The following is a 25,507-nucleotide window of genomic DNA, read 5'->3' on the forward strand; positions in this document are numbered from 1 at the left end:
TTTTATTTTATTCTATTTGAAATATAATAGTAATAACCTTGTCTAAAAATTCTGAAAACTAGGAGAATTTGTATGTTAGATAAAAAAGCATATCTTTCAAAACAAGAAGATGTTGTCCAAAAATTCTTAACTAGATCAGACCTCAGTATTTATAAACAACTTTTTGAAACTTCTGCACATGGTTTGGCTATCGTTTCACCATCTGGCTCATGTATAAAAGTGAATCACAAATTTTGCTTAATACTAGGCTATCCAGAACAGAACTTTCTTGATACTATTGAATCTAGTTTTCATATTAATGATTTACAATTAAATAAACAAGAACTTGAGCCACTGATATACGGGAAGGTAGAAACCTTTAAAATTGAAAAGAAATTAAAATCATTATTATGGATATCTATAGATGCTTCTATATTTCTTTATGAAGATGTACCATTCATATTTCTTACAATAGAAAATATAACTTCTCGTAAAGTGAATGAACTAAAAATAAAAGAGGAATTACAATTTTTCAAATCCTTCCAAATGTATAACAACCTTCCTATTATTTCATGTGATTTGGATGGTCGTATTGTATTCACAAATACAGCTGCTGGAATAAAATTAGGTTACCTGAAGGAAGAATTATTAAACCAACCTCTTGCAAGCTTTACGATACAACAAGATATCAATGACTATATAAAAAAACAAAAAGTTGTTTTAGATGGTGAAATTTATACTCATGTTAAGGATTTAGATATCATCTGTAAAAATGGTAAAACCCTTTCAATTGAAATGAAGTTTTTACCTATATATGTAGATGATCGATTGGCTGGATCACATGTTATATTTTGGGAAGCAAGCGAATACAGAAATGCTTTGAATTTGATTCATCACCATAATGGTTTATTGTTTAAATGTAAAAAAATAGATGGAAAGTTTGTATACACCACATTTGCAGGCTCTATTATGAAAAAAAAGAAGCTTGAGCTTAAAAATTTAGTGGGTAAAACGATTAATGACTTTTTTACAGGCAACGAATTTGTAAGAATAGAAAAGTATTATAGACAAGCATGGGAGGAAGGAAAAGTAGTTTCCTTCGAAGGCATTTATTTAAAAAATACATATTTTTTAGTTACTTTAAAGCCAGTGTTTGAGAACGGTAAAACCATTGAAGTAGTTGGTACTTTTACTGAAATAACAAATTTAGATCACTCTCGAATTAGATATCAGTCACTTTTAAATAATTCAATCGTAGGTATCTTTTTGTATCAAGATGGGGCGTTTAGCTTTGTAAATGCTAGATTATGTGAAATGTACGGATATTCACAGAATGAACTTTTAGAACAAGATATTTTAAATCTATTTTTGACAGAAGAAAGAAATGTGATTCATAGTAATTTACAGAAATTAATGAACGGTTTTGTAAGTAAATTTGAAACAAAATGTAATGGATTGCATAAAAACAACACGATCATCAGTTTGAAGCTGCAGTTTTCATTAATCGAGTTTCAAGATAAACCCATGATTATTGGAATTATAAATGATGTAACAGAAACAAAATTGCAGAAAACAACTAAACAATCCATCGTAGGTCAACTGGCAGCTGGTTTTGCTCACGAAATAAGAAATCCATTAACAACACTAAAGGGTTTTGTTAGAATTATGGAACTAAATATGGAAAGTAAAAACTGCCCCGACACTATAAAGCACATTAATATTATGAAATCTGAGTTAGACAATATTCATGTGATAACAAATAAGTTTTTATCTTTAGCCACACCACAAGTTGTTGACTTAGAACAACATAATCTTCATATTATTGTGAAGGAAGTAATTTCTTCTATGGAAGAGGATGCAGGGAAGCATAATATTCAAATTCACTTAAAAATAGAAACTAAATTAATGTACACCAGGTGTGATGTAAAACTATTAAAGAAATCCTTTAGGCATATTATTGGAAATTCAATAAATGCGATGCCAAAAGGTGGAGAGATATTAGTGAAAATCAAATCGATTTGCAACAAACTGATCGTTTGTGTACAGGATCAAGGGATTGGGATTTCAAGTGAGAGATTAGAAAAACTAGGGGAACCTTTTTATACTACAAAAGAAAAAGGCACGGGATTAGGTTTAATGATGTGTTATAAAATTTTAGAAGCACATCATGGAAAGATTCATATTAGCAGCAGGGTAAACGAAGGAACTACCGTTGAAATTTATTTACCAGATATAGAAGGGGTTTATTTAAATTAAAGTAAAACCTCACTAAATTAATTAATAGTGAGGTTATTTCCAGTTGAGATAGATAAATGAGCGCATAGTGGTTGATAATTACCTCCAATTACTAAGAGGTGATATATATTATGTTCAAATCCTTCATTTTGTATAGACAAGTATCCTATGATAAGTACACATTTTTTCAGAAACCAAGACTTTATTATGATTTAAGATCGTCTCAATGGAGATAAGATTCTCCATTGAAACTATTTGTTTGATTATTCAAAGACCAATTGTTTAAATGTTCCTCCGATATCTCGGAATTTTGGTTAACTGTTAACTGAATGTTAGATAAATTTAAACATAGAACGCAGCTGCTAAGATGATAACTAAAAGAATGAATAGTACTAAAACAATTACAGCTCCACCACTACCTGAACGTCCACTATAACAACTCATTTAGTTTTCCTCCTTTTTCTATGACGTAGTATATATTATGTTAAGTTAATTTAACGTGATTGGACTGGTGTACCGATGCAAATGCACATTTTTCCACATTTTTTAGTTAATTACACTACTTTACTCGTGTGTTTTGATTATGCGTTTATTTCTAATAAAATCACTTTTAAATATTTTTGAGTGATAAACATAACGGAAATCATCTAATGGTGATTTTCTTTTTATTTTCAGCATAAAACTATGAAATACGAACCTTTTTTTAAAATTGCACAATATAAAATTTAAACACTTTTATCTAGGCATATGCGTATACTGTATGACGCTTACTTCTGAGGTGATGATTTGATGGATGGAAATGTTTTGAGTAATGAACGAACAATTGTAACAAAGAACACGCGTCAAATTAATGTTGTTTTTAAACATGTTGAACGTCAACATACAGTGTCTTCTGAAAAATCAAAAGTTCAATTAAACGGGAAAGCGATCCCATTAGAAAAAAACGAAAAATTATCAGAAATCATTTCAGAACTTGAACAAATGATCGGTTTAGAAAAAATCAAAGATCTCGTGTATGAAATTTATGCTTTATTACAAGTGACAAAAATGCGTGAAGAAGCGGGTTTACAAAGTAATAAACATGTATACCATATGATTTTTAAAGGAAATCCTGGAACAGGTAAAACGACAGTAGCTAGAATCATTGCTAAAATGTTCCACGCACTAGATGTTTGTAGTAAAGGTCAGTTAGTGGAGGTTGAGCGTGCAGATCTTGTTGGAGAATACATTGGACATACGGCTAATAAAACAAGAAATTTGATTAAAAAATCTGTGGGTGGTATTTTATTTGTAGATGAAGCTTATAGTCTTGCTCGAGGTGGAGAAAAAGATTTTGGTAAGGAAGCGATTGATACTTTAGTAAAAGCAATGGAGGATCTGAAACATGATTTCATACTCATTTTAGCAGGTTACTCAAGCGAGATGGAGGATTTCTTGAAAATAAACCCTGGGTTAAATTCGAGATTTCCAATTCAAGTTGAGTTTCCAGACTATTCGATTGACCAGCTAGTGAAAATTTCTGAACTGATGATGAAAGAAAGAGAATACACTTTTTTACCTCAGACCTTAATGAAATTGAGAAATCACTTATCTTATGAAAAGCGTTATAACTCACATCAATTTAGCAATGCAAGACATGTTAGAAACCAAATTGAAAAAGCGATAAGACATCAAGCAGTTCGGGTTCTAAATGAAGTCAAATCACCTTCGAAACAAGACTTAATGAATATGCAACCAGAAGATTTTAAGTTTGATACTTACTCAAATCTAGAAAAAAATGTATAGGAGGACCACCTTTTTAATGCCAACCCATCACGTAAACGATAAAAAAATAGAAAAAGTGCTGCTAGTCAGCCTCATTTTACAAGATACAAAACAATTAAAGTTAGAAGAATATTCTTTAAATGAATTAATATTACTTGCAGAAACAGCCGGGTTACAGGTTATAGACACGATAAAACAACATCGAAAATCTATTGACTCAAAATGGTTTATTGGTAAAGGGAAAGCTGAAGAAATTAAGGAAAAAATTATTGAGCTTGAAGCGGATACGGTAATATTCAACCAAGAACTTTCAGGAGCACAAGTTAGAAACTTAGAATTTTTTCTAGACGCCAAAATCATTGATCGTACACAATTGATTTTAGATATATTTGCTGGAAGAGCAAATACAAGGGAAGGTTACTTGCAAGTGGAACTAGCTCAGTTAAGTTATTTATTACCTAGACTATCTGGGCATGGTAAAAATTTATCACGTTTAGGCGGGGGGATTGGGACACGAGGTCCAGGCGAAACAAAATTGGAAATGGATCGTCGACATATTCGAGATCGAATTACAGAGTTAAAAAAGAAACTTCAAGAGGTCACTCGACATCGAAACTTACATAGAGTCAGGAGGAAAAAAACAAATCTCTATCAAGTGGCTTTAGTAGGTTATACAAATGCTGGAAAATCAACTTTACTAAAGGAATTGACAGGTGGCTCTAATATATATATTGAGAATCAATTGTTTGCTACCCTAGATCCAACAGTAAGAACTTTAAAATTGCCAAGTGGCAAAAATGTTGGATTGACGGATACAGTCGGATTTATTCAAGATTTGCCTCACGATTTAGTCGCAGCTTTTAGTGCTACACTTGAAGAAGTTCGTGAGGCGGATCTTATATTGCACGTTGTGGATAGTACTTCAGAACTGATTGAAGAGCAAATGGATGTTGTTGACGAAGTATTAGTTGATTTAGGTGTACAAGGTAAAGAAACTATCGTGGTATACAATAAAAAGGATATATGTGAACCTTCGCAAAAGAAGTTGATATTTGCAAATAATAGCGATCATTTGTTTATTTCTGCTTTTGATGAGCAAGATTTAGAGCAGTTGAAATTATCAATTCAAAACAAACTATTAGATCAGATAAGAACTTATTCTATTCCCGCAAAAGAAGGGAAATTGATTGCTCTAATAAAAAAAGTAAGTGACGTAATTGAAGATAAGTTAGATAAAGATACCTTGATTTTGACAGTTCGTATCCATTCCCACGATGCGAAACTCATAGAAAAAGAGATCAAAGAAATAGGAGAAAACGTGTAATGTTTAAGTCAGAAGATATACAACAAATGATTGAAGAAGTAGAAAATCAAATTGAGCACAAATTAAAGGAAGTAGATATTAGAATTGATACTAATCAATGGAAAGTTTTAGATGTTTTTCAAAAATACCAAGTGAGTGATTTTCATTTTAATGATTCAACAGGTTATGGATACAATGATAGGGGACGAGAAGTTTTGGATCAGGTTTATGCAGATGTATTTGGTGCAGAATCAGCCATTGTTAGACCCCACTTTGTATCAGGTACACATACGATCAATACTGCTTTATTTGGTTTATTAAGACCTGGGGATCACCTTTTGTTTATTACAGGAAAACCATATGATACTTTACATAATGTGATAGGTAAACCAGACGATGGATTAGGTTCGTTACAGGATTATGGCATAAATTACAATGCAGTAGACCTTCTTTCTGATGGAAGTGTGAATTGGGAGGAGATCATTAAAACTATCAACAGTCAAACGAAGGTTATAGGTATTCAACGTTCTAGGGGGTATGAATGGAGATCTGCATTTTCTATAAAAGAGATCGAAAAAATGATATCAAAAATTAAAACAATAAACCCAGAACTGATTGTTTTTGTAGATAATTGTTATGGTGAATTTACAGAAACTTTTGAACCTACCCATGTTGGTGCTGATTTGATAGCGGGCTCATTAATTAAAAATCCTGGGGGTGGAATCGCTTCCTCAGGTGGATATATAGCTGGTAAGAAAAAATATGTTGAATTAGCGTCCTATCGACTAACAGCTCCAGGTATTGGGGGAGAGGTAGGTGCAATGTTAGGTACAACACGAACAATATACCAAGGTTTATTTCTTGCACCTCATTTTGTAGGACAGGCTTTAAAAGGGAGTATCTTCGCAGCATCTATGTTTGAAAAAATTGGATTTGTAACGCACCCAAATTGGAAAGATACTAGGTCTGATTTAATCCAGGCAATTCAATTTGAAAACAGAGAACAATTAATTTCATTTGTTCAAAGCATTCAAAAAGCTTCACCTGTAGATGCACACGTAGTTCCTGTACCTTGGGAAATGCCAGGTTATGACCATCCGGTTATTATGGGTGCCGGGACTTTTATACAAGGAGGTAGCTTAGAACTATCTGCCGATGGACCTATTCGTCCACCTTTCATTGCGTATATGCAAGGAGGACTAACTTATTCACATTGTAAGTTTGCTGTCATTAATGCTGTGAAAGATATGTTAGTTTCAGTGAAACCATGAATTAGAGTTTAAAATATAGTAGTATTTTCAATATTTCGAAGTTTCAAAATTAGTTTTTATTTTTGAAATAGGTTATTTTGAGCAAAATGTAATCTTTATTGTAACAAAACATAACATTAACTTGACGTGGTTGGAAATCAGAGTTACAATTTATGTAGATACTTTAAGTGGGAGGGGCTGATCTTATGAGTGATGAAATACGTAGAAATATGGCTTTGTTTCCTATCGGAATTGTGATGAAATTAACTGATTTAACAGCAAGGCAAATTCGTTATTATGAGCAACATGAATTGATTGTTCCAGCAAGAACGGCGGGTAACCAACGTTTGTTCTCACTTAATGATGTTGAGCGACTTCTTGAAATAAAATCATTAATTGAAAAGGGAGTTAATATTGCTGGAATTAAACAAGTGCTTTTACCAATAGAAAAAAATTCGGATGATGCAACAGTCATCAATGAACAAACAGAAGTGGCTAGAAAAGAATTGACAGATTCTGACCTTCACAAGTACTTAAAGAGACAATTAAGAACAAAACGTCCTGGTCAAGTTTCTTTGATTCAAGGTGAATTGTCTCGTTTTTATAATAAATAATTAATATTTATAACAAGAGGAGAGATCATATGTCATTTACAAGAGAAGAGATTATACGAAGTGCAAAAGAGGAGAATGTAAGATTTATTAGACTTCAATTTACGGATTTACTAGGAACGATTAAAAATGTTGAAATTCCAGTTAGTCAGTTAGAAAAAGCGCTAGATAATAAAATGATGTTCGATGGTTCATCTATTGAAGGTTACGTTCGTATTGAAGAATCTGACATGTACCTATATCCTGATCTTGAAACATGGTTGATTTATCCATGGTATGAAGAAGATAAAATTGCACGTTTAATTTGTGATATTTATATGCCTGACGGTACTCCTTTTGCTGGTGATCCAAGAGCAATTTTAAAACAAAATTTAAAGAAGGCTGAAGAACTAGGATTTACTTCTATGAAGGTCGGTCCTGAACCAGAATTTTTCCTATTTAAAACGGATGAAAAGGGAAGCCCTACTTTAGAGGTGAACGATCAAGGCGGATATTTTGATTTAGCTCCAACAGATCTTGGTGAAAACTGTCGTCGTGAAATTGTTCTAACACTAGAAAAAATGGGATTTGAAATTGAAGCCTCACATCACGAGGTAGCTCCAGGGCAGCATGAGATTGATTTTAAATATGCAAATGCTGTTAAAGCAGCGGATCAGATCCAAACTTTTAAATTAGTAGTAAAAACGATCGCTAGAAAACATAACCTGCATGCAACGTTTATGCCTAAACCATTGTTTGGTGTAAACGGATCCGGGATGCACTGTCATCAATCCTTGTTTAAAGGGAAAGAAAATTCATTTTATAATGAAAATGATATGTTAGGTTTGAGTGAAACAGCTCGTCAATATATGGCAGGTATTTTAAAACATGCTCGTGCCTTTACAGTTTTAACAAATCCAACAGTAAACTCTTACAAACGTCTTGTACCTGGATATGAAGCTCCAGTATACGTTGCTTGGTCAGCAAGTAATAGAAGCCCTATGATTCGAGTACCTGCTTCAAGAGGATTAAGCACTCGTATCGAAGTTCGCAGTCCGGACCCTTCAGCTAATCCTTATCTAGCATTAGCAGTAATGTTAAGAGCTGGGCTTGACGGAATTGAAAACAAACTTACACTTCCTGAGCCAACAGACCGTAATATTTATGTAATGTCAGAGGAAGAGCGTATTGAAAGTGGAATTCCAGTACTACCTTATTCCTTGTCAGAAGCACTAGAGAGCCTTCTCAATAATGAAATCATTTGTGAAGCTCTAGGAGATCATGCATTAGAACATTTTATCGAGTTAAAAGAAATAGAGTGGGATATGTATAGAACACAAGTTCATGAATGGGAAAGAGATCAATATATGACTTCTTATTAAGAGGTGAAACCCTTGGTGCCATTGGTATCGAGGGTTTTTTGGTTTTAGGGGTGAAAATTATATTGGATTATCTTTTTATAATTGCCCCCCAAATGCCCCCCGAATTATTTTAAAATATGTTGTGTGAAATTCTCGAATTTATCCTTCTTTGAAATATGGGAATTCACATCTGCTGTTATCTGGATACTTCCGTGTTTATTTCCTAACCTGTATATTACAAGATATGATTGAGGAGTGGGAAGAAGCGAAACGTATCCCTGCAGGAAAAAATGATTTTATAACAAAACGTTTTAATATATTTGTAAAATCATATGAACAGTCATTTTTAGATTACCAGGTCATTAAAAGAAATATAAGATTGCTATAAGCTTCACGCCATTCTCTGTAAGTTCAAATACATTTGAACGGAGATTGACAGAAGGGTTAGTTTCAGTCACAAACACATTAAAGCTTCGGGGAGTATTAGAAAGAGAGTGGAAATATTGACGATAAATTGACGGTAATTAGACGGTCAACTGACGGTTAAACCGTAGTATTATTATATTATAGATATAAAGGAAGGGCGCACATAAGCGCTCTTTTTTTACATTCCAGCCCATAGATTAGAGTCCAAGCAACTATATTAGATTGTTCATAAGATAAGAAGAGGATAATTTAATGAGTTAGGAGGTATGTTTATGGGATTAAAGAAAGGACCTTTTGTTGTAGCTGATACGGTTTCAGTAGATGATCCGTATGGAGGGGAAGGAACAATTGTACTTCCAGTCCAAATAGCTACACCTGTTGCAACTATTAATTTTTGTGTGAAAAATCCACAGAAAACGCAAATATCATTGGATTCAATGGTTCAAATTGCAGTACTAGCGATTTCCACAGGTGTTGCAAGAGACTTTGCAGTGACATATGAAATTATTCGTAATAATGAAACCACAATTGCTTTGATCAATGATGAAATGGATTATTTAGCAGTAAACGAAGGAAGACATACAAACTTTCCAAATTTTCCTGTTTTAGATAACAACCCAAGTGCTGGAATCAATACGTATGAGCTTGTATGTACAAGGACAGCAGGTTCAAAATTAACTATCTTTGCTGGATCTCGAAGTATAAAAGCGACTGTCTTTACAGTATAGATACCTGTTTGAAAATAAAATTTTATGATTAAATGGTTAAACAGAAAGGGCGTAGAAATACGTTTTTTTTGTCGGGAAAATATCATCCATTGTGCTAGGGAGGGAAGCAGGATGATAAAAAGAAAGTCCCTACTAAGATTACTCCTAATAAGGACTAGTACAGACAGCTTGCTTTTATATTATTCCAATTATCAATTAAAATATAACAGTTGGTTTTTTACATTCCAGCCCATAGATAAGAGTCCAAGCGAAAGCATTAGATTGTTCATAAGATAGAGGATAATTTAATTAGTTGGGAGGGTATATCATGAGTTTGAAACAAGAGCCTTTTGTTGTGGCTCAAAGTGTTTCGGTAGAAGGAGATCCTTATAATACTAATACCGAAGGAGTCATTTTACTTCCTGATGATTCTATACCTAAAGTTGTTCTTTCGGTAGATGTATGCATTAAACAACCAGATAGAACTCAGGTATGCATTGATACTATGGCTCAAATTGCTGTAATAGGAATTACTTTTATTGGTAATAGTTTTGATATAAAATACGAAATTCATCGTAATGGGGGAAACATAGCAACTATCATTGATAAAATGGATTTTGCTTCTAATCCTGGGGATAGGCATACAAACTTTTCTAATTTTCCTGTTTTAGATGAAAATCCACATGCTGGGATCAATACGTATGAACTTGTATGTACAGCTTTAACGGGATTTAATAATTTAATTGGATCTAGAGGTTTAAAAGCAACAGTAATAACATTATAGAACTACAGTTTAAAAATAAAATTTTATGATTAAACGGCTAATCAGAAAGGGCGTAGAAATACGTTCTTTTTTTGTTGGGAAAATATCATCCATTGTGCTAGGGGAGGGAAGCAGGATGATAAAAAGGAACAGGAATTGTAATAATAAAATACTTCACATTTTCTAATAAAAATTAATTTTCATAGGTAGGTGCCCACTCGTTTAGGCTAATGACTACATATTTTGTGATAGGGACATTTAATATGTTTTTTTAACAAAATATAGGATGTGAGATACATGGATAGAAAAAATTGTAACCGTGAAGCAACGGGAGATTGCGCCACAGCGTTTGGCCGAAATACGATAGCTAGTGGTGACAACTCTCTTGCTGGAGGTAGAAGTACACGATCCAGTGGGGAGAATTCTCATTCCGAGGGAAGAGACACCATGTCAAGTGGAGATGCCTCTCACTCTGAGGGTAGAAATACAATGGCGAGTGGTGATGCTTCCCACACAGAAGGAAGAAATACCACAGCTGGGGGAGATGCTTCTCATTCGGAAGGAAAAGACACCGTAGCCCAAGGGGAATACTCCCATGCAGAAGGAGAAGGAACTCAGGCAACAGGAACAGCCTCCCATGCTGAAGGAACAAGCTCAAAAGCGAAGGGGCTTCAATCCCATGCTGAAGGAGATTGTACAACGGCGGCTGGAGAATCCTCTCACGCAGAGGGAACTAAAACGAATGCAGAAGGGGAAGCTTCTCATTCGGAAGGAAGAAATACCACCTCAAGTGGAGATTATGCACATGCTCAAAATAGAGATACCGTAGCCCAAGGGGATAATTCAACCGCCGAAGGATTAGGTTCTCTTGCCAGAGGATTAAATAGTCACGCAGAAGGTTATATCACACAAGCTGATGGAGAAAATGCACATGCGGAAGGTAGAAACACAAAAGCAACCGGAGATCACTCTCATGCGGAAGGATTCGACACATTGGCCCAAGGAGATCGATCCCACGCTGAAGGAGAAGGGACGATGGCAACGGGTATCGGTTCTCATGCTGAGGGAACCAATGCTGTTGCTTCTGGATTTCAATCCCATGCTGAAGGAAATTTTACGTTGGCGAGAGGCTTTGCCTCTCATGCGGAAGGAAGTGCTGCGGAAGCCCTTGTTGATCGTTCTCATGCGGAAGGGCGTTTTACGACAGCAAATGGGGATCCTTCTCATGCCGAAGGGGAATTCACCCAAGCCATAGGAATAGCATCTCATGCCGAAGGAGAAGGAACGACAGCCCAAGGAGATGCCTCTCATGCGGAAGGGCTAGATACTGAAGCGAGTGGAGATAACGCTCATTCCGAAGGAGAAGGAACGATAGCAGAAGGAGATGCGTCCCATGCCGAAGGATTCGACACTGAAGCCATAGGATTAGCGTCTCATGCTGAAGGTTGTGAGACGGTAGCTTTAGAAGATTGTTCTCACGCTGAAGGAAGCAATACAAGAGCCGAAGGGTTTGCCTCTCATGCGGAAGGGTCAAATACAGGAGCCATTGGTGAAGCTTCTCATGTCGAAGGAGGTTTTTCAAGTGCTAATGCTGAATTTTCTCATGCCGAAGGAGCGGGTGCAACAGCACAAGGATTCTCCTCTCATGCAGAAGGATTTCAAACACTAGCGGATGGTTTCGACTCCCATGCCGAAGGAACTTTAACGACAGCCGAAGGAACTAGTTCTCATGCGGAAGAGAGGCGTTCAATCAGTAGCGGTATTATGTCTCACGCCGAAGGAAATGAAACAAGAGCCATAGGAGAAGCCTCCCATGCTGAAGGAAGAATTACAATTTCAGAAGGAAATCTCTCCCATACTGAGGGATTCTTTACATTTACCCGTGGTGCACAGTCTCATGCCGAGGGTTCCCTTTCAGTAACTTTGGGTATGAATAGTCATGCCGAAGGTAATGCTACAGAAGCCTTTGGAGATCACTCTCATGCTGAAGGAGATGGAACAAGAGCATTTGGTATTGCCTCTCATGCAGAAGGATTTCTTTCAGATGCCATTGGTGTTGCTTCTCATGTTGAAGGAGAAGGAACGACAGCAGAAGGAGAGGCGTCCCATGCGGAAGGATTAGACACTGAAGCCATAGGATTAGCGTCTCATGCTGAAGGTTGTGAGACGGTAGCTTTAGAAGATTGTTCTCACGCCGAAGGAAGCAATACAAGAGCGGAGGGCTTTGCCTCCCACGCCGAAGGTTGTAACACAATTGCCTCAGGTGAATGCTCTCATGCCGAAGGAAACGGTACAGATACGAATAATAGAGTGAATGCGCATATTATGGGACGTTCAGGTCAAGCGGTTGAAGATAACTCCTGGCATTTAGTGAATGATACCTTAATGGCTCTTATAAACGGTAATACAGGGGATGCATGCTTTGCAGGTGAAATTACTACAGGCAGAGGATGCGATTTCGCTGAATTGTTTGAAACGTTAAATGGCAAACCCATTGATGTTGGATATTTTGTCACAATGGAAGGGAAGAAAATAAGAAAAGCAACAGATGGAGATAATTATATTTTAGGTGTAACCAGTGCTGTCCCTGGGTTCTTAGCGGGTAGTTCGGGTTATGAATGGAATAAGCGATATATGACGGATGAGTGGGGTCGTGTGTTATATGAAGAAGTCACCATTCCAGCAGAAAAAGATGAGAGCGGTAAAACCATCTCACCTGAAAGAATCGAAAAAAGACAAAAGCTAAATCCAGAATATGATCCAGACAAACAGTATGTTCGAAGATCAGAAAGACCAGAATGGGAAGCTGTTGGATTAGTTGGACAATTATTAGTAAGAGATGATGGAACAAGTGAAGTAAATGGATACTGTAAACCTAACGATGAAGGTATTGCTACAAGAGCCCAAAGTGGATATCGAGTGATAGAACGAACAGGTAAAAATCAAATTTTAATAATTGTAGCAAGTCCTATGAATTTTTAAACGAATATATAAGGAGAGGTGCGTAATGGAAAGCAGAGAAAAATTAAGGGAAGAGTTGTTAGAAAGAGCTAAGAATAAAACCCGAGATCATAAAACAATGGAAGATAGAAGAGAACGGTTAAGAGAAGAGTTATCAGAAGTTATGGTTAGGGAAAAAAACAGAAAGAATGAAATCATTGAAGAATTAAAAAGTTCTATGGATAAATATGAAGAAAGAATGAAAGATTCAAAAGTGAGTAAAGAACGTATAGAGAAGAGACGTAAGCGAATAGATGAGCTCATTCAAAGAGTGGAAGATAGAAGTGAACAATCACTAAAAAGATTACAAGATAGGATTTAAAAGAGGTGAAAGGATGCCATCAATTTTAGGCGTTGCCAAAATCATTAATGTTTCGGGTGGAAGTAAAGTACGTGCAGGAGATTCAGTTCAGATCACACCTGTAGAATACACAAAAGCATATGCTGGTAGTGGTTCTTTTAATAGAGGAGATTTACCAAGAACGAATAATTTTGTGAGTACAACAAATACAATTGATGCTGATGTTAAAGATGACACTCAGGATAATTTCGGAATCGAGGATAATGTGTTCCCTTTTTTATTTGTTTAAAATGGCGTATTGTTATTAGAGTAGCTGAATAATGGCAAAAAAGAAAAAATAAATCTTTATGTTAAATTCATTTAAGGCACTCATAGTAGTGCTTTTTATTATGTCTAAAACGGAGTTGATAACATGAAAATACAAACCGTATCAATAGATCAACTAAAATCAAATACTTGGAACCCTAATGAAATGGAGGATGACATCTATAAATCACTTGTAACAAGTATTCAAAAACATGGAGAGAACGTTGAGGATGATGAATTCGATGTGCAGCATGCTTATTAAAGCTAATAAGAAGTTGTTTGATGATAATTAAATAAAAGGGGTGAGGTGGTGTGAAACTTACAGAAAAACAAAAAAAAATTCCTCATCTTGTTCCACTTCAATCATACAATCAAGTCACTTGTCTATACCAAATGAATTGTATGAACATAGAATATATTGCAGCCTACTATTATGCACTCATAGAATTCCTCAACGGAAACCTCACTATTTAATGTAGTGGGGTTTTAATCTATGAAAAATGTGCGCTTGTATCAGAGCATTAACCCAAGCAGTTTAGATTATCCTTTCATAATATATTACATCTTAGTGAAAGGAGGGATTAACATGAGTGATTATGGAAGACGTTCTGGTAGTGGAGCTGCAATTGTATTAGTACTATTCATTCTTTTAGTTATTATTTTAGTTGCTGCAAGTGGACGTTCGAGATACGGATGTACAGAGGTACAAGCAGAGTTATTCCATTTCGGTGGTCCACGTTAATGGTTTTCTTGGAGGGAATTTTCCAGAAGAATTTTTTTCTTCTAAAGAGATAAGTTATATAGTAAATTCAAAACCCTACGCATTTACAGTAGGGTTTTTATTGTTAAGGAGGGTGGAGAGATTGGAATTAAATATCATTCAATATTTTTTAACACAGGGACCCTTTGCGGTCCTTTTTGTATGGTTGCTTATCTATGTAATGAGAAATAGCAAAGAAAGAGAGGATAAACTAATTGAGTCACATAAGGAAAGGGAAGGTCAGTTGATTAGTACATTAGAAAAGTTTAGTGAAAAGTACGACATGATTATTGATGAATTACGTGAATTGAAAGAGAAGATGTCAGGAAGGAAGTGAAAATATGACCTTCAAAATGAAATATCCCATCACGAAAAAATACCTTACTAAAGGCACAAAAAGATGATCAGGAATCAAGATGCCAGAAGTAGGTTTTATTGTTGTTCACGACACAGGGAACGATGGTTCTACAGCTTTACAAAACATTACCTATTACGAGAATTCAAACAATGTCATGTACGCTTCAGCTCATATTTTTGTAGACGATACAGGTATTTATGAGTGTATTCCTTTACTAACAGATACACCTGAAAAGGCATGGCATGTTCTATATCAAAAACCTTTAGATAATCAGATATTTGGTGATGATGCGAATGTCATCATATCCTTGATCCACAGCGTAAAACAGATCCACAAAACGCACTTTCTAAAATGGGTAAATCTTATGAACAATTATTACAGGATGTAGTGAAAGAATACTAATGATTGTTTAACTAAGGGGGATATAATCATGAAGTTAAAAAAATGGCAGATAGAAATGGCTCATCAATCTATTGAGAATCTTAATGAAAAAGAATTGCTACATGATGTTGATGAATGGAAAAAGAAAGTAAAGAGTAAGCCTGACGAGGTTTTACAAGATATGCCTTGGTTATTTTTTGTTATGTTAGATCGATTAAGTGAAAATAAAAAATTGGAAGGTGGAATATAAAATATGGATTTTCAAGTTTATGATATTGCAATCGTACCTATCATTGTTGCTTTAGTTCAGTTAGCAAAACAATTAGGGTTAGGGGCTAAATTATTACCAGTTTTTTCTCTAGCATTAGGGGTAGCAACTGGTATTTTTTATGTGGCTTAGGTGATCCTAAACAAGCCATTTTAGTTGGTATTGTAATGGGGTTAGCTACTAGCGGATTATGGAGTGGGGCAAAGAATATAGTACAGAAATGAATAGATCCCCACTGGCTCATAGTGTAGTTGGTGGGGAGTGTCTTTTTTTAATTGTTCGAAACCTGAAAGACTACATAAATAGCATCGTCTAATATCTCTCATCCACAAGGATTATCTCTAGTTAACGCTGGGCTAAATCCGGTAAAAGTAGTTCCTCTAAAAACAACAGATGTACTATACCCTGAACCCCATGAAGCTATTAATATAATAACCAAAAGAATGAATAGTACTAGAACAATTCCTGCTGCAGAACCATTGTGTCCACTCATGTTTATCCCTCCTTTCTATAATATGGAGATTACTTATATATTTAAACCAGGTTGAGTGAATGGACTCATCAATCGTGAATCATTAAATAGGTTTTGTTGGAATGATAACGGTTGTCCAAGTATCCATGAACGACATGAACCATATCTCGAACGTCCACTGCTGCTCCTGTAGCAGAACCACTGTGTTCACTCATTATATATCCAGGCTTACATTATCAAAAAAAATCCAGGCTTACATCACCCAAAAAAACATCTTGCGCATCCGGTTCCTCAAAAGTTATAGTTACTCCTTTTGAATAAGTAGGTCTTCTTGAAGCAATTAAAATAATAACTAAAAGTATAAATAACACTAATACTATAGCAGCGCCTGTAGCAGAACCACTATAACTACCCATAAAAATCACCTCCAATCAATTTGATGTACTATATACTATGTTAAATAATCTAATATGATTGGACTGGTATCCTAGTGCAAGTACACATTTTTCATAGTTTAAAACCCCACTAATAAATAGTGAGGTTTACATCATATTGAAAGTGGTCTTCTGTTTTTTTGAAATAGTTCTAGTGCTCTTTATACACTTAATCCATCATATGTTTTTATTAGTGTTTTGATTGGGCATTTGTTTTGGAAATATTAAATTGTGCTCTTGCGTATGCTCCTGTGACTCTTATATAATGAGAACAAATGTTCTATAAGAGGTGAAACAAATGAAAGAAAATAAACTAACACCTGGATCTAATATGATGTGGGAAGCAAGCCGTATATACTACCAGAACACAAAGAATGTATAAATGATTATCAACAAGTGCTAAATAGAAAGTCGAAACCAGAACTTGCAGAGGAAGAAGTTAATGTTATATCAGAGCAGTTATCAGATTCCATGTTAAGTAAATCAGAAATTACAGTTGAGTTGTTCAGAGCTTTTGGTCAGAATGCGTTTAAAACTGGAACAGTAACTAAATTTGATACCCAATTAAAACAAATTAAACTAGAGTTTGAGAGTGAATATGAATGGATTAAGTTTGATGATATCGTGGGGGTTTCGTATTGCTTACCGATCTTGAACGAAAGGTATTACGAATTTTGTATAACTTTTCTCATTCAAAACGTAGAATGCCAACCATTCCTGAACTAGAAATCAAAACAGGTAAAGATGAGAAAACAGTCCGTTCAGTATTAAACGGACTTGTTAGAGATGGGTATATAGAAATGTAAGATGGTAACACTCAAAATATAAAGGTTAAATATATACTAGGGATTATGATTCACCTTTTAAATTTTAATACACTTATGCTAAAATCTTCTTTTGGGGAGGATAATTATGAAATTTAAAATTATACTAGTAATGCTGTTTTTATTAATAGTAGTTGAATGCAATAATGGTAAAATTGAATCACAAGTAAAATCAAATAAATTTATTTATGAAGACATGTGTATCAAGAGAATACATAATTCTAAAGAAGTTTGTTTTGGAATGGATAGAATAGATGCTGAGAAAATATTGGGTGTTGTACAAGATGAAGGGACTTTAGCAGTTGAATATGATCATGAAGTACTTATAGGTTACAAAGATGAAAAAGTAGCTCTATTCATTTAGGTATTGGTTCTGAGGGTGTATATCAAACAGCTCGTGGTGCTGAAATAGGAATGTCTAAAGAAGATATTAAAATGCTATACGGTAATAAAGATGTGGAATTAACTGAAACTGAAATACTTCTTATTTATTTATATAATTTTGAAAGAGATTTGTTTTACCAATCAATGGGTGAATATTTTACAATAATTAAAACAATAATTAACGAGGATAAGGAACCTGAACGATTGAAAAATATAATTCAATTTTCAATAGGAGTGGGTTTAGATGGATTATCTGATTCTCTATACATGAAAGATTCCAGAGACTATGAAAATGTGTACAAGGAGTAATTTAATGACTAAAATCCAAAGATTAAGTTTACCCAAAGAACTAGAAACTTTCAGAGAACAAATACAAAATAGAGTGAAACCATACATACAGATTTCCACTAAAAAACGATCTACTACAATTCATCAAAATAGAACACAAGTTCATGAATGGGAAAGAGATCAATATATGACTTTTTATTAAGAGGTGAAACCCTTGGTGCCATTGGTATCGAGGTTTTTTTGGGGGTAAAGTTATTGTTTAAGTAACTCAATAATATATTAGCATAAGGGGAGCCTCGAAAGGGGCTCTTTTTTACATTCAAGCCCATAGATAAGAGTCCAAGCAACTTGATTAGATTGTTCATAAGATATTAGGGATGGATAATTTAATGAGTTGGGAGGTAAATCTAATGGGGTTAAAAAAAGAATCCTTTGCCGTAGCTGATACTGTTTCAGTATTGAATCCATATAATTTTGGAGATCCAGATGTAATTCGAATTCCTTTTGATGGCACACCTGTAAATGTACTTACAGTCGATGTGTGTGTTAAACAACCACAGGGTACACAGGTATCAATTGATTCGATGGCTCAAATCGTTGTAGTGGGTCAAACAGAACCAGGTGAAGGTGTAACTTTTGAAGTGAGATATGAGATCTTACGCAATGGTAATATCATTGCGACGATTAACGATGAAATGGATTATTTGCCACCATCAGCACCAGAAAGATATACGAACTTCCCAAACTTTCCTGTAGTAGACAATAGTCCAATTGTTGGAATCAATACGTATGATCTTAGATGTACATTACTGTCACAAACAGGAGTAAGTTTAAACGATTTGGGTGCTGCATCTCGAAGCTTAAAAGCAACAGTATTTGAATGCTAGATACTAGTTTAAAAATAAAATTTTATTGTCAAACGGTTAACAGGAAGGGCGAATAAAAATCAAATTTTATAGGCAGATGCCTTTTTAAATAAGGTGTAGGTCATCACCGTAGCGCAAGGGGATAATTCTACCGGGGAGGGATTAGGTTCTCTTGCTAGAGGGTTAAACAGTCATGCGGAAGGATATATTACTCAGGCAGATGGGGAAAATGCCCATTCTGAAGGTAGAAACACTAAGGCTACAGGGAATAACTCCCATGCGGAAGGAATAAACACACTTGCCCAAGGAGATAATTCCCATGCGGAAGGAGAAGGAGCAATTGCAACAGGTATCGGAGCTTATGCAGAGGGAAGAGATACAGAAGCTTCTGGTGTACAGTCTCATGCCGAAGGAGCGGAAACGATAGCATCAGGTATCTTTGCTCATGCAGAGGGATTTCAATCAGAAGCTTCTGCTTAACAGACGTCTCATGCGGAAGGTACACTTACAGAAGCTTCGGGAGATGGCTCTCATGCCGAAGGAAACGGAACAGATACAAATAATAGGGTGAATGCGCATATTATGGGACGATCAGGTCAAGCGGTTGAAGATAACTCTTGGCATTTAGTCTTAATGGCTCTGATGAATGGGAATACGGAGATGCATGTTTTGCAGGAAAAATTACTTCTGGTAGAGGATGCGATTTCGCTGAATTATTTTTAACGTTGGATGGTAAACCTATTGATAATGGATATTTTGTTACAACTGAAGGGAAGAAAATAAGAAAAGCTACGGATAAGGATAATTATATTTTAGGTGTAACCAGTGCTGTTCCTGGTTTTTTAACTGGCAGTTCAGGCTATGAATGGAATAAGCGATATATGACAGATGAGTGGGGACAGGTGTTATATGAGGAGGTTACTATCCCAGCGGAAAAAGATGAGAATGGTAACATCATTTTACCTGAGCAAATCGAAAAAAGACAAAAATTAAATCCAGAATATGATCCAGACAAACAATATATTCCAAGAGCAGAAAGAGCAGGATGGGAAGCTGTTGGATTAGTCGGTCAACTATTAGTGAGAGATGATGGAACAAGTGAAGTGAATGGGTTTTGCAAACCGAACGCTGAAGGTATTGCTACAAGAGCTCATAGTGGTTATCGAGTTTTAGAACGAACAGGTGAAAACCAAATTTTAATTATTGTAAAATAACATTAAAGGAGAGGAGTATAATGGAAAGCGGAGAAAAATTAAGGGAAGATTTGTTAGAAAGAGCTAAGGATAAAATTCCGAGATCATAAAACAATGGAAGATAGAAGAGAACGAATAGATGAGCTCATTCAAAGGGTTGAAGATCGAAGTGTACAATCACTAAAAAGATTACAGGATAGAATTTAAAAGTAGTCTAGTTTGAAAATAAATTTTTATGATTAAACGGTTAGCAGAAAGGGCGTAGAAATGCGTTCTTTTTTTGTTGGGAAAATATCATCCATTGTGCTAGGGAAGGAAATAGCTTGCTTTAATATTATCTCAAATACCTATTAAAATATAACAGTTTGCTTTTTACATTCCAGTCCATAGATAAGAGTCCAAGCAACTTCATTAGATTGTTCATAAGATAAGGTGAACGGATAATTTATAAAGTTGGGAGGTAAGTTTATGGGATTGAAAAAAGGTTCTTTTGTTGTTGCTGATACGGTTTCAGTAGATGATCCATATGATATTAGTGATCCAAATGTAATTGAACTTACTGCGCTAGATCCATCTGCAGATGTACTTACCATTGATGTGTGCGTAAAATCAAAAAATACAAAGGTGTGTATTGATTCAATGGCTCAAATAGCTATTCTAGATATTTCATCTAACTTTGTCACTTTTGAAATAACATATGAGATTCTACGTAATGACACTGTTATTGCAACGATCAATGATGAAATGGATTATGAATCTGTTGTTCAAGGAAGACATACAAACTTTCCAAACTTTCCTATAGTTGATGATACACCTGATCTTGGAGTTAATAGGTATGTGCTTAGATGTACAGATGAACTGTGCCTATCTAGGGTGACTGTCGGCTCTCGAAGCCTAAAAGCAACAGTATTTGAATGTTAGATAGAACGCAGGTATCACTAGATTCAATGGCTCAAATAGCTGTAGATGCGGCTACTTCATCACCTTTTGGAGTTTTATATAATATCCTGCGTAATGGTGATCTCATTGCAACAATTAATGATGAAATGGATTATGTAGTCGCAAACGAAGGGAGACATACAAACTTTCCAAACTTCCCTATATTAGATAATAATCCAAGTGCTGGAATCAATACGTATGATCTGGTTTGTATATTATCACTTTCAGGAGGAGCCAATGTTACTTATGTTGCATCCCGAAGCCTAAAAGCCACTGTATTTGAATGCTAGATGCTAGTTTGAAAATAAAATTTTATGATTAAACGGTTAACAGAAAGAGCGTAGAAATACGTTCTTTTTTTGTTGGGAAACTATCATTCATTGTGCTAGGGGAGGGAAGCAGGGTGATAAAAAAAGTTATAGTAGTTTTTTTGTTACAAAATATTCAGTTAATTTCCATATATTTATGAATGATTTTAGAATATTTTGTGTGATATATTATCCCGGTTCACAAAATAAAATATATATTGGGAAATCTGCAATAAAGGAGTTTGCTAATCCTGATGCTAATTTAGAAGATATTCTTTTAGCGTTCACAGCATTCGTACTAGGGCCTGGTGCTCCTAAGTATAAAAGTAAAAATATAACGTGGACTAATTATAAGTTTAAGCATGTTGCTCAAAAAAATTTATCATGGAGTGTTATTAGAAAATCTACAAAAAATGGACCCGCAAAATATATTAAAGGAATAGACTATGAGTCATTAGAGAGAGATGTTTGGGATGAAGGGATTAAAGTAACGAATGGGAAAACTTGGAAAGTTATGGAGTTCGATTATGTAGTTGGTGCTAAGTATGGTAAGCACACTAAATATGTAAGAGTAGAATGGACTGAGGGAACAATTCATGGTCATCCAATCACTAAGGACGAGTTTAGGAAATATACAAAACAAAATAAAAGGAGAGGCTTTATGTTTGAAGATATTAATTTTAAAAATGGAAAAATTGTTTATAATGATTTCCAAATTGATCCATTATTATCATTTGAAAAACAAGCAGATAATTTAAAAGAAGATATGTTTCAAGTTGAATTTTTAAATAATTATACTATTGATATAGGATGGTACCCTTGTACTACAGATATTAATGGTAATTTTATTATTTATATTATTAAAGAATATAATTGGGAAGAACCTTTGCTTAAAGCAAGTTGTAGAACTATTGAGGAATTAAAACAACATTTAATTAAATGTGTAAATATTGTAGAATCTCAATTAGATACTTATGAATAATTCATAATATACAATTTTCGTTAAGGACTACAAGTAATGAATGATCAGTTCATTTCTCGTGGTTCTTTTAATTTTCTCAAATTTTAGCTTCCATTAAAAAATCTATTAAACAAGAGTAGATGAAGAAAAGAATAGTTTAATTTATTTTTTGGTTCAATCTCAAAGTCTTTTCCAACAAATACCTTTGTTAGAAAGGGTGATAAGATAATGTCATGAACAAAGCAGATAAGAAGAAATTTTATGATAGTCAAACCTGAAAAGATTGTAGAAAGCTTGTATTAATAAGAGACAACTATCTATGTCAGATATGTATAAAACAAAACAAGATAACTCTAGCAGATATATTACACCATTTAGAACACTTAGAAGATAATCCAGATAAAGCGTTACACATGGATAATCTATTAAGTGTTTGTTCGTCGTGCCATAATAAAGGACACCCAGAGAAAGGGAAGAAGGACCAGAGAAAGAAGAAAGCTAGACGAATCAAAGTAATAGAAGTAAAGGCGAATGTGAAGTGATATAAGGAAGTAAGATAATGAATGCAAAATGTGTAAATTGTGATGATGAATAAGGATAAAAAACACTCTGATAATTGGACTTATTGCTTAAAGAAGAGTATCTGGAACATTAGCGTTGCAAAAAAAGCAACATAGTTTGTAAAATAAGTAATTTAGAAAAATTTTACAATTTTCTTTTTGAGAAATTAGGAAAAAAGTGAAGAGGTCAGAAAATGACGCGTTAATCCATTTTTTGGATGTTATTTCTTTCCCTAATTTATCTTTTCTTTGGCTTGATGATACCTACCGATGTATTTAATCTCGGAGGTGGTTTCACCGATCGAGGCACTTTCTGTCTCCCCTTTGAGTTTCGAGTAGGTTTCAGATGAAGTTCACTCAACATAACGGACCACTTTTTATCCCAACAAGTTCGTAGACATTGTAGTACATCCCAGGTACTTAGTTTAGTTCTGCTTCCTAGCTCAATATACATGGCAATTGCATAGGCGATGAGTACAATAAAAATTTGATTCCAAATTCCTTGAGGTTCATAGCTGTATAGTTTTACAAGACGTAGGTGTTGCTTCAACCATTTAAAGAATAATTCAATAAGCCATCGTTGACGATAAATATCTGCAATCTCTGTTGCACTTAAGTCAAAACAAGAGGTAGCTATTCTATATTTACGTTCTTTTTCATCCATAAACTCTACAAGTCTTATGCTTTTTTCCGTTTGTGTATACGCACTTCCTAATTGGATGATCGCGTCCCGAATAATGTGGGTGTCCGGTGGAACAGGCAGTTCTTCCTCAACCCTTAAAACCCCATGCTTTTCATTAATACGCATCACGAAGCGAACATTGTCTTCGATCCACTGATCGAACTGTGCGTATTTTACATAACCACGATCCATAACGTATATGGTGTCGTGATCTTCCACTAGGATATCCATGGTTTCACAATCATTCACATTTCCTGTTGAAGGGATCGCTTTTTCTGGAATGACTCTTCCATTTGGAAGAGAAAGCACACGCATATGAATCTTGACTTGGGTCGATTTATGATTAATCTTCGCCCAATTAGCTAAAGTAGCAGGAAGCTTCAAGCTAGTAGAATCAAGAATCCGAAGTGGGCCGACTCTGCTACAAGCGATAGAAGTTTTAGACTTTACTTTACCGATCATTTCAAAGAATAACGCTTCTAACATTTCTGTAGGTAGTTCTCTTATTCGACGTGAGAGTTGAGACGGACTAATACTTGGTAGATCTAGACTTTGCTGAAGAGCTTCACTGGTACGTAATTCTCTTGAAATTTGTTTATAATTTTCCCAATTCGCAATTTGAGAGGCTAGAAATAACTTGATACTTTTTATCGTAGTTAACTTATGCGTACGATAGTCTGCAATAGGAAAAAGGAAATTTTCCTTCGAAATCAAAGAAAAACATTGACAAATGGTATGGAAATTGTGTATGTTACCCATGGTTGGCTCCTTTTGTTTAGATTATGGGTAACGCGTCCTTATCTTTACAATAGGAGTTTTTTTATGATAATTCCATGAAAATCACATCATAAATTCCATTTTTAGTAAATTATACTCATTTTATTTTCTATGTTATCTTTGATGCAACGCTAGTGTATCTGGAAGCGTTATTTGAGATTTTCTCTTTCTAAGTTAATATTATCCATAGACCACATACAAAGAAAATATTAAAGTAGAATGACATGCTACAACAAAGAAATGGGAGGATTTAAAGATATGGAAAAGAAAGTTTTGGGATGGATTTTTATACCATACATTATGGTGTTTTTATACTGGAAAAAAATATCTATTGTTCCTAAAGTTCTTGGGACTTTTTGGGCTGTTTATCTAATTTTTTTTGTAGTTACTAATTTAAATAGCTATATGGAAACAGTACATACTTCTACTATTCATTTAACTGATAGTCAAAAAAAATGGATTAATACTGATCTTAATGAAAACACGATTAAAGAAGAATTAGAAATGGTTACAAGTGAAAAAGAGATTTATATAGATGAAGTTGAAGTAAAGTTTATTGAGGTTCAAAAAGATTCCATTAATATTCATGTGAATTACATAGCTTTTGATGAAACGGATTTTATTGAAACTATAGCACATACAATGGCTCTGTATAGTGAGGTTTTATTTCTACATCCGAAAACGGAAGAAGTCACTTTATCTGGTTATACCTTATTAATGAATGAAGAAGGGAATCTAGCAGAAGAAAAAGTTGTAAATATAACATGGCTAGAAAAAACTTCAGATAAACTAAATTATGAAAACTTTTCTGAAAAGGTAGAGTTTAATTATACATCAGTTTTTAACTTAGCAGATTCTTATATAATTCATCCTGCTATATTTTCAAACCTAAAAGGAAAGCCAGGTAACTTTATGTTTAGTAGATAGCCCCCTACTCTTAAACTCAGAAGTATAAGAAGGGCGCACATAAGCGCTCTTTTTCCATTCCAGCCCATAGATAAGAGTCCAAGCAACTTGATTAAATTGTTCATAAGATAGAATGAATAGAAATTTATAAAGTTGGGAGG

Annotated in this window: 36 protein-coding genes; 31 read left to right on the forward strand and 5 right to left on the reverse strand. The window is 34.6% G+C overall.

Annotated features, from left to right (window positions below):
- Window positions 1-72 precede the first annotated feature (72 nt).
- Window positions 73-2,235 (forward strand): PAS domain S-box protein, encoded by a 2,163-nt coding sequence (locus VQL36_RS08620; protein ID WP_349248919.1) that lies wholly within the window; start codon window positions 73-75, stop codon window positions 2,233-2,235.
- Window positions 2,236-2,556: 321 nt separating this feature from the next.
- Here VQL36_RS08620 and VQL36_RS08625 read toward each other — a convergent pair whose 3' ends face one another.
- Window positions 2,557-2,658: a sporulation protein YjcZ gene (locus tag VQL36_RS08625; protein ID WP_349248920.1), complete on the reverse strand. Its 102-nt coding sequence runs from the start codon at window positions 2,656-2,658 to the stop codon at window positions 2,557-2,559.
- Window positions 2,659-3,003: 345 nt separating this feature from the next.
- On the opposite strand from VQL36_RS08625, the gene VQL36_RS08630 reads away from it, so the two are divergent.
- The 17 genes from VQL36_RS08630 to VQL36_RS08710 all read left to right on the forward strand — a co-directional run bounded on the left by VQL36_RS08630 (window position 3,004) and on the right by VQL36_RS08710 (window position 15,884).
- Window positions 3,004-3,999 carry an AAA family ATPase gene (locus VQL36_RS08630; RefSeq protein WP_349248921.1) on the forward strand — a complete coding sequence of 332 codons (996 nt, stop codon included), beginning with the start codon at window positions 3,004-3,006 and terminating at the stop codon, window positions 3,997-3,999.
- Between the two features lie 16 nt (window positions 4,000-4,015).
- Complete coding sequence (gene hflX / locus VQL36_RS08635; protein WP_349248922.1) at window positions 4,016-5,302, forward strand: GTPase HflX; 1,287 nt, start codon at window positions 4,016-4,018, stop codon at window positions 5,300-5,302.
- Complete coding sequence (locus VQL36_RS08640; RefSeq protein WP_349248923.1) at window positions 5,302-6,552, forward strand: aminotransferase class I/II-fold pyridoxal phosphate-dependent enzyme; 1,251 nt, start codon at window positions 5,302-5,304, stop codon at window positions 6,550-6,552. Before hflX ends, VQL36_RS08640 begins: the two co-directional genes overlap by 1 nt.
- A 185-nt stretch (window positions 6,553-6,737) precedes the next feature.
- A complete protein-coding gene (locus tag VQL36_RS08645) occupies window positions 6,738-7,145 on the forward strand; it encodes a MerR family transcriptional regulator (RefSeq protein WP_160647744.1) in 408 nt (135 codons plus the stop codon).
- A gap of 29 nt (window positions 7,146-7,174) precedes the next feature.
- Complete coding sequence (glnA, locus tag VQL36_RS08650) at window positions 7,175-8,503, forward strand: type I glutamate--ammonia ligase (RefSeq protein WP_349248924.1); 1,329 nt, start codon at window positions 7,175-7,177, stop codon at window positions 8,501-8,503.
- Between the two features lie 148 nt (window positions 8,504-8,651).
- Window positions 8,652-8,870 carry a hypothetical protein gene (locus tag VQL36_RS08655; RefSeq protein ID WP_349248925.1) on the forward strand — a complete coding sequence of 73 codons (219 nt, stop codon included), beginning with the start codon at window positions 8,652-8,654 and terminating at the stop codon, window positions 8,868-8,870.
- A 310-nt stretch (window positions 8,871-9,180) separates the two neighbouring features.
- Window positions 9,181-9,636 carry a hypothetical protein gene (locus VQL36_RS08660; RefSeq protein WP_349248926.1) on the forward strand — a complete coding sequence of 152 codons (456 nt, stop codon included), beginning with the start codon at window positions 9,181-9,183 and terminating at the stop codon, window positions 9,634-9,636.
- 307 nt (window positions 9,637-9,943) lie between these two features.
- Window positions 9,944-10,399, forward strand: a complete 456-nt coding sequence (locus VQL36_RS08665) for a hypothetical protein (RefSeq protein WP_349248927.1) — start codon at window positions 9,944-9,946, stop codon at window positions 10,397-10,399.
- 276 nt (window positions 10,400-10,675) lie between these two features.
- On the forward strand, window positions 10,676-13,360 hold the full coding sequence (locus VQL36_RS08670) for a peptidase G2 autoproteolytic cleavage domain-containing protein (protein ID WP_349248928.1): 2,685 nt from the start codon (window positions 10,676-10,678) through the stop codon (window positions 13,358-13,360).
- Between the two features lie 25 nt (window positions 13,361-13,385).
- Window positions 13,386-13,700, forward strand: coding sequence for a hypothetical protein (locus VQL36_RS08675; protein WP_349248929.1), 315 nt, complete (start codon window positions 13,386-13,388; stop codon window positions 13,698-13,700).
- A gap of 13 nt (window positions 13,701-13,713) precedes the next feature.
- A complete protein-coding gene (locus VQL36_RS08680; RefSeq protein WP_349248930.1) occupies window positions 13,714-13,968 on the forward strand; it encodes a spore germination protein in 255 nt (84 codons plus the stop codon).
- Between the two features lie 123 nt (window positions 13,969-14,091).
- The gene (locus VQL36_RS08685) at window positions 14,092-14,247 is read left to right on the forward strand and encodes a hypothetical protein (RefSeq protein WP_349248931.1); all 156 of its coding nucleotides are present in this window, start codon (window positions 14,092-14,094) and stop codon (window positions 14,245-14,247) included.
- 324 nt (window positions 14,248-14,571) lie between these two features.
- Complete coding sequence (locus tag VQL36_RS08690; protein ID WP_349248365.1) at window positions 14,572-14,727, forward strand: hypothetical protein; 156 nt, start codon at window positions 14,572-14,574, stop codon at window positions 14,725-14,727.
- A 121-nt stretch (window positions 14,728-14,848) separates the two neighbouring features.
- Window positions 14,849-15,082, forward strand: a complete 234-nt coding sequence (locus VQL36_RS08695; RefSeq protein WP_349247824.1) for a BhlA/UviB family holin-like peptide — start codon at window positions 14,849-14,851, stop codon at window positions 15,080-15,082.
- A 79-nt stretch (window positions 15,083-15,161) separates the two neighbouring features.
- Window positions 15,162-15,491 (forward strand): N-acetylmuramoyl-L-alanine amidase, encoded by a 330-nt coding sequence (locus VQL36_RS08700; protein ID WP_349248932.1) that lies wholly within the window; start codon window positions 15,162-15,164, stop codon window positions 15,489-15,491.
- Between the two features lie 42 nt (window positions 15,492-15,533).
- Entirely contained in the window at window positions 15,534-15,734 is a 201-nt protein-coding gene (locus VQL36_RS08705) for a hypothetical protein (RefSeq protein ID WP_349248933.1), read from the forward strand.
- Window positions 15,735-15,737: 3 nt separating this feature from the next.
- The gene (locus tag VQL36_RS08710) at window positions 15,738-15,884 is read left to right on the forward strand and encodes a hypothetical protein (RefSeq protein WP_349248934.1); all 147 of its coding nucleotides are present in this window, start codon (window positions 15,738-15,740) and stop codon (window positions 15,882-15,884) included.
- Between the two features lie 190 nt (window positions 15,885-16,074).
- On the opposite strand, the gene VQL36_RS08715 is transcribed toward VQL36_RS08710, so the two are convergent.
- From VQL36_RS08715 to VQL36_RS08725, 3 genes are all read right to left on the reverse strand, one after another.
- Window positions 16,075-16,245: a hypothetical protein gene (locus VQL36_RS08715; protein WP_349248935.1), complete on the reverse strand. Its 171-nt coding sequence runs from the start codon at window positions 16,243-16,245 to the stop codon at window positions 16,075-16,077.
- 68 nt (window positions 16,246-16,313) lie between these two features.
- Window positions 16,314-16,439: a hypothetical protein gene (locus VQL36_RS08720; protein WP_349248936.1), complete on the reverse strand. Its 126-nt coding sequence runs from the start codon at window positions 16,437-16,439 to the stop codon at window positions 16,314-16,316.
- A gap of 21 nt (window positions 16,440-16,460) precedes the next feature.
- Window positions 16,461-16,640 (reverse strand): hypothetical protein, encoded by a 180-nt coding sequence (locus tag VQL36_RS08725; RefSeq protein ID WP_349248937.1) that lies wholly within the window; start codon window positions 16,638-16,640, stop codon window positions 16,461-16,463.
- Window positions 16,641-16,994: 354 nt separating this feature from the next.
- On the opposite strand from VQL36_RS08725, the gene VQL36_RS08730 reads away from it, so the two are divergent.
- The 12 genes from VQL36_RS08730 to VQL36_RS08780 all read left to right on the forward strand — a co-directional run bounded on the left by VQL36_RS08730 (window position 16,995) and on the right by VQL36_RS08780 (window position 22,963).
- A complete protein-coding gene (locus VQL36_RS08730; RefSeq protein WP_349248938.1) occupies window positions 16,995-17,384 on the forward strand; it encodes a YolD-like family protein in 390 nt (129 codons plus the stop codon).
- A complete protein-coding gene (locus VQL36_RS08735) occupies window positions 17,333-17,464 on the forward strand; it encodes a hypothetical protein (protein ID WP_349248939.1) in 132 nt (43 codons plus the stop codon). The genes VQL36_RS08730 and VQL36_RS08735 overlap by 52 nt, the downstream gene beginning before the upstream one ends.
- Window positions 17,465-17,570: 106 nt before the next feature.
- Window positions 17,571-17,846: a hypothetical protein gene (locus VQL36_RS08740; RefSeq protein WP_349248940.1), complete on the forward strand. Its 276-nt coding sequence runs from the start codon at window positions 17,571-17,573 to the stop codon at window positions 17,844-17,846.
- 50 nt (window positions 17,847-17,896) lie between these two features.
- Window positions 17,897-18,175, forward strand: coding sequence for a hypothetical protein (locus tag VQL36_RS08745; RefSeq protein WP_349248941.1), 279 nt, complete (start codon window positions 17,897-17,899; stop codon window positions 18,173-18,175).
- A 4-nt stretch (window positions 18,176-18,179) separates the two neighbouring features.
- A complete protein-coding gene (locus tag VQL36_RS08750) occupies window positions 18,180-18,356 on the forward strand; it encodes a hypothetical protein (RefSeq protein WP_349248942.1) in 177 nt (58 codons plus the stop codon).
- A 208-nt stretch (window positions 18,357-18,564) separates the two neighbouring features.
- On the forward strand, window positions 18,565-19,041 hold the full coding sequence (locus VQL36_RS08755; protein ID WP_349248943.1) for a hypothetical protein: 477 nt from the start codon (window positions 18,565-18,567) through the stop codon (window positions 19,039-19,041).
- A gap of 267 nt (window positions 19,042-19,308) precedes the next feature.
- A complete protein-coding gene (locus VQL36_RS21155; RefSeq protein ID WP_413789570.1) occupies window positions 19,309-19,500 on the forward strand; it encodes a hypothetical protein in 192 nt (63 codons plus the stop codon).
- A gap of 137 nt (window positions 19,501-19,637) precedes the next feature.
- A complete protein-coding gene (locus VQL36_RS08760; protein ID WP_349248944.1) occupies window positions 19,638-20,234 on the forward strand; it encodes a peptidase G2 autoproteolytic cleavage domain-containing protein in 597 nt (198 codons plus the stop codon).
- 447 nt (window positions 20,235-20,681) lie between these two features.
- Entirely contained in the window at window positions 20,682-21,134 is a 453-nt protein-coding gene (locus VQL36_RS08765) for a hypothetical protein (protein WP_349248945.1), read from the forward strand.
- Window positions 21,128-21,442, forward strand: a complete 315-nt coding sequence (locus tag VQL36_RS08770; RefSeq protein WP_349248946.1) for a hypothetical protein — start codon at window positions 21,128-21,130, stop codon at window positions 21,440-21,442. Before VQL36_RS08765 ends, VQL36_RS08770 begins: the two co-directional genes overlap by 7 nt.
- Before the next feature lie 199 nt (window positions 21,443-21,641).
- A complete protein-coding gene (locus VQL36_RS08775) occupies window positions 21,642-22,442 on the forward strand; it encodes a hypothetical protein (protein ID WP_349248947.1) in 801 nt (266 codons plus the stop codon).
- Window positions 22,443-22,753: 311 nt separating this feature from the next.
- The gene (locus tag VQL36_RS08780; RefSeq protein WP_349251151.1) at window positions 22,754-22,963 is read left to right on the forward strand and encodes an HNH endonuclease; all 210 of its coding nucleotides are present in this window, start codon (window positions 22,754-22,756) and stop codon (window positions 22,961-22,963) included.
- Window positions 22,964-23,219: 256 nt separating this feature from the next.
- Here VQL36_RS08780 and VQL36_RS08785 read toward each other — a convergent pair whose 3' ends face one another.
- Window positions 23,220-24,377: an IS4 family transposase gene (locus tag VQL36_RS08785; RefSeq protein ID WP_349248656.1), complete on the reverse strand. Its 1,158-nt coding sequence runs from the start codon at window positions 24,375-24,377 to the stop codon at window positions 23,220-23,222.
- A gap of 321 nt (window positions 24,378-24,698) precedes the next feature.
- Between VQL36_RS08785 and VQL36_RS08790 the strand changes: the two genes are divergently transcribed.
- Window positions 24,699-25,367 (forward strand): hypothetical protein, encoded by a 669-nt coding sequence (locus VQL36_RS08790; protein ID WP_349248948.1) that lies wholly within the window; start codon window positions 24,699-24,701, stop codon window positions 25,365-25,367.
- Window positions 25,368-25,507: the final 140 nt, after the last annotated feature.

This window comes from Chengkuizengella sp. SCS-71B (genome assembly GCF_040100845.1).
Lineage (GTDB): Bacteria > Bacillota > Bacilli > Paenibacillales > KCTC-33759 > Chengkuizengella.

Excerpts from the sequence above, each read along its gene's own strand:
- VQL36_RS08740 (WP_349248940.1), top strand. The coding sequence starts at position 17,571 with ATGAAATTTAAAATTATACTAGTAATGCTGTTTTTATTAATAGTAGTT.
- VQL36_RS08755 (WP_349248943.1), top strand. The coding sequence starts at position 18,565 with ATGGGGTTAAAAAAAGAATCCTTTGCCGTAGCTGATACTGTTTCAGTA.
- VQL36_RS08670 (WP_349248928.1), top strand. The coding sequence starts at position 10,676 with ATGGATAGAAAAAATTGTAACCGTGAAGCAACGGGAGATTGCGCCACA.
- VQL36_RS08690 (WP_349248365.1), top strand. The coding sequence starts at position 14,572 with ATGAGTGATTATGGAAGACGTTCTGGTAGTGGAGCTGCAATTGTATTA.
- VQL36_RS08680 (WP_349248930.1), top strand. The coding sequence starts at position 13,714 with ATGCCATCAATTTTAGGCGTTGCCAAAATCATTAATGTTTCGGGTGGA.
- VQL36_RS08700 (WP_349248932.1), top strand. The coding sequence starts at position 15,162 with ATGCCAGAAGTAGGTTTTATTGTTGTTCACGACACAGGGAACGATGGT.
- VQL36_RS08745 (WP_349248941.1), top strand. The coding sequence starts at position 17,897 with ATGTCTAAAGAAGATATTAAAATGCTATACGGTAATAAAGATGTGGAA.
- VQL36_RS08705 (WP_349248933.1), top strand. The coding sequence starts at position 15,534 with ATGAAGTTAAAAAAATGGCAGATAGAAATGGCTCATCAATCTATTGAG.
- VQL36_RS08710 (WP_349248934.1), top strand. The coding sequence starts at position 15,738 with ATGGATTTTCAAGTTTATGATATTGCAATCGTACCTATCATTGTTGCT.
- VQL36_RS08715 (WP_349248935.1), bottom strand. The coding sequence starts at position 16,245 with ATGAGTGGACACAATGGTTCTGCAGCAGGAATTGTTCTAGTACTATTC.
- hflX (WP_349248922.1), top strand. The coding sequence starts at position 4,016 with ATGCCAACCCATCACGTAAACGATAAAAAAATAGAAAAAGTGCTGCTA.
- VQL36_RS08640 (WP_349248923.1), top strand. The coding sequence starts at position 5,302 with ATGTTTAAGTCAGAAGATATACAACAAATGATTGAAGAAGTAGAAAAT.
- VQL36_RS08620 (WP_349248919.1), top strand. The coding sequence starts at position 73 with ATGTTAGATAAAAAAGCATATCTTTCAAAACAAGAAGATGTTGTCCAA.
- VQL36_RS08625 (WP_349248920.1), bottom strand. The coding sequence starts at position 2,658 with ATGAGTTGTTATAGTGGACGTTCAGGTAGTGGTGGAGCTGTAATTGTT.
- VQL36_RS08665 (WP_349248927.1), top strand. The coding sequence starts at position 9,944 with ATGAGTTTGAAACAAGAGCCTTTTGTTGTGGCTCAAAGTGTTTCGGTA.
- VQL36_RS08685 (WP_349248931.1), top strand. The coding sequence starts at position 14,092 with ATGAAAATACAAACCGTATCAATAGATCAACTAAAATCAAATACTTGG.
- VQL36_RS08790 (WP_349248948.1), top strand. The coding sequence starts at position 24,699 with ATGGAAAAGAAAGTTTTGGGATGGATTTTTATACCATACATTATGGTG.
- VQL36_RS08660 (WP_349248926.1), top strand. The coding sequence starts at position 9,181 with ATGGGATTAAAGAAAGGACCTTTTGTTGTAGCTGATACGGTTTCAGTA.
- VQL36_RS08645 (WP_160647744.1), top strand. The coding sequence starts at position 6,738 with ATGAGTGATGAAATACGTAGAAATATGGCTTTGTTTCCTATCGGAATT.
- glnA (WP_349248924.1), top strand. The coding sequence starts at position 7,175 with ATGTCATTTACAAGAGAAGAGATTATACGAAGTGCAAAAGAGGAGAAT.
- VQL36_RS08720 (WP_349248936.1), bottom strand. The coding sequence starts at position 16,439 with ATGAGTGAACACAGTGGTTCTGCTACAGGAGCAGCAGTGGACGTTCGA.
- VQL36_RS08765 (WP_349248945.1), top strand. The coding sequence starts at position 20,682 with ATGGGATTGAAAAAAGGTTCTTTTGTTGTTGCTGATACGGTTTCAGTA.
- VQL36_RS08675 (WP_349248929.1), top strand. The coding sequence starts at position 13,386 with ATGGAAAGCAGAGAAAAATTAAGGGAAGAGTTGTTAGAAAGAGCTAAG.
- VQL36_RS08750 (WP_349248942.1), top strand. The coding sequence starts at position 18,180 with ATGACTAAAATCCAAAGATTAAGTTTACCCAAAGAACTAGAAACTTTC.
- VQL36_RS08725 (WP_349248937.1), bottom strand. The coding sequence starts at position 16,640 with ATGGGTAGTTATAGTGGTTCTGCTACAGGCGCTGCTATAGTATTAGTG.
- VQL36_RS08630 (WP_349248921.1), top strand. The coding sequence starts at position 3,004 with ATGGATGGAAATGTTTTGAGTAATGAACGAACAATTGTAACAAAGAAC.
- VQL36_RS08770 (WP_349248946.1), top strand. The coding sequence starts at position 21,128 with ATGTTAGATAGAACGCAGGTATCACTAGATTCAATGGCTCAAATAGCT.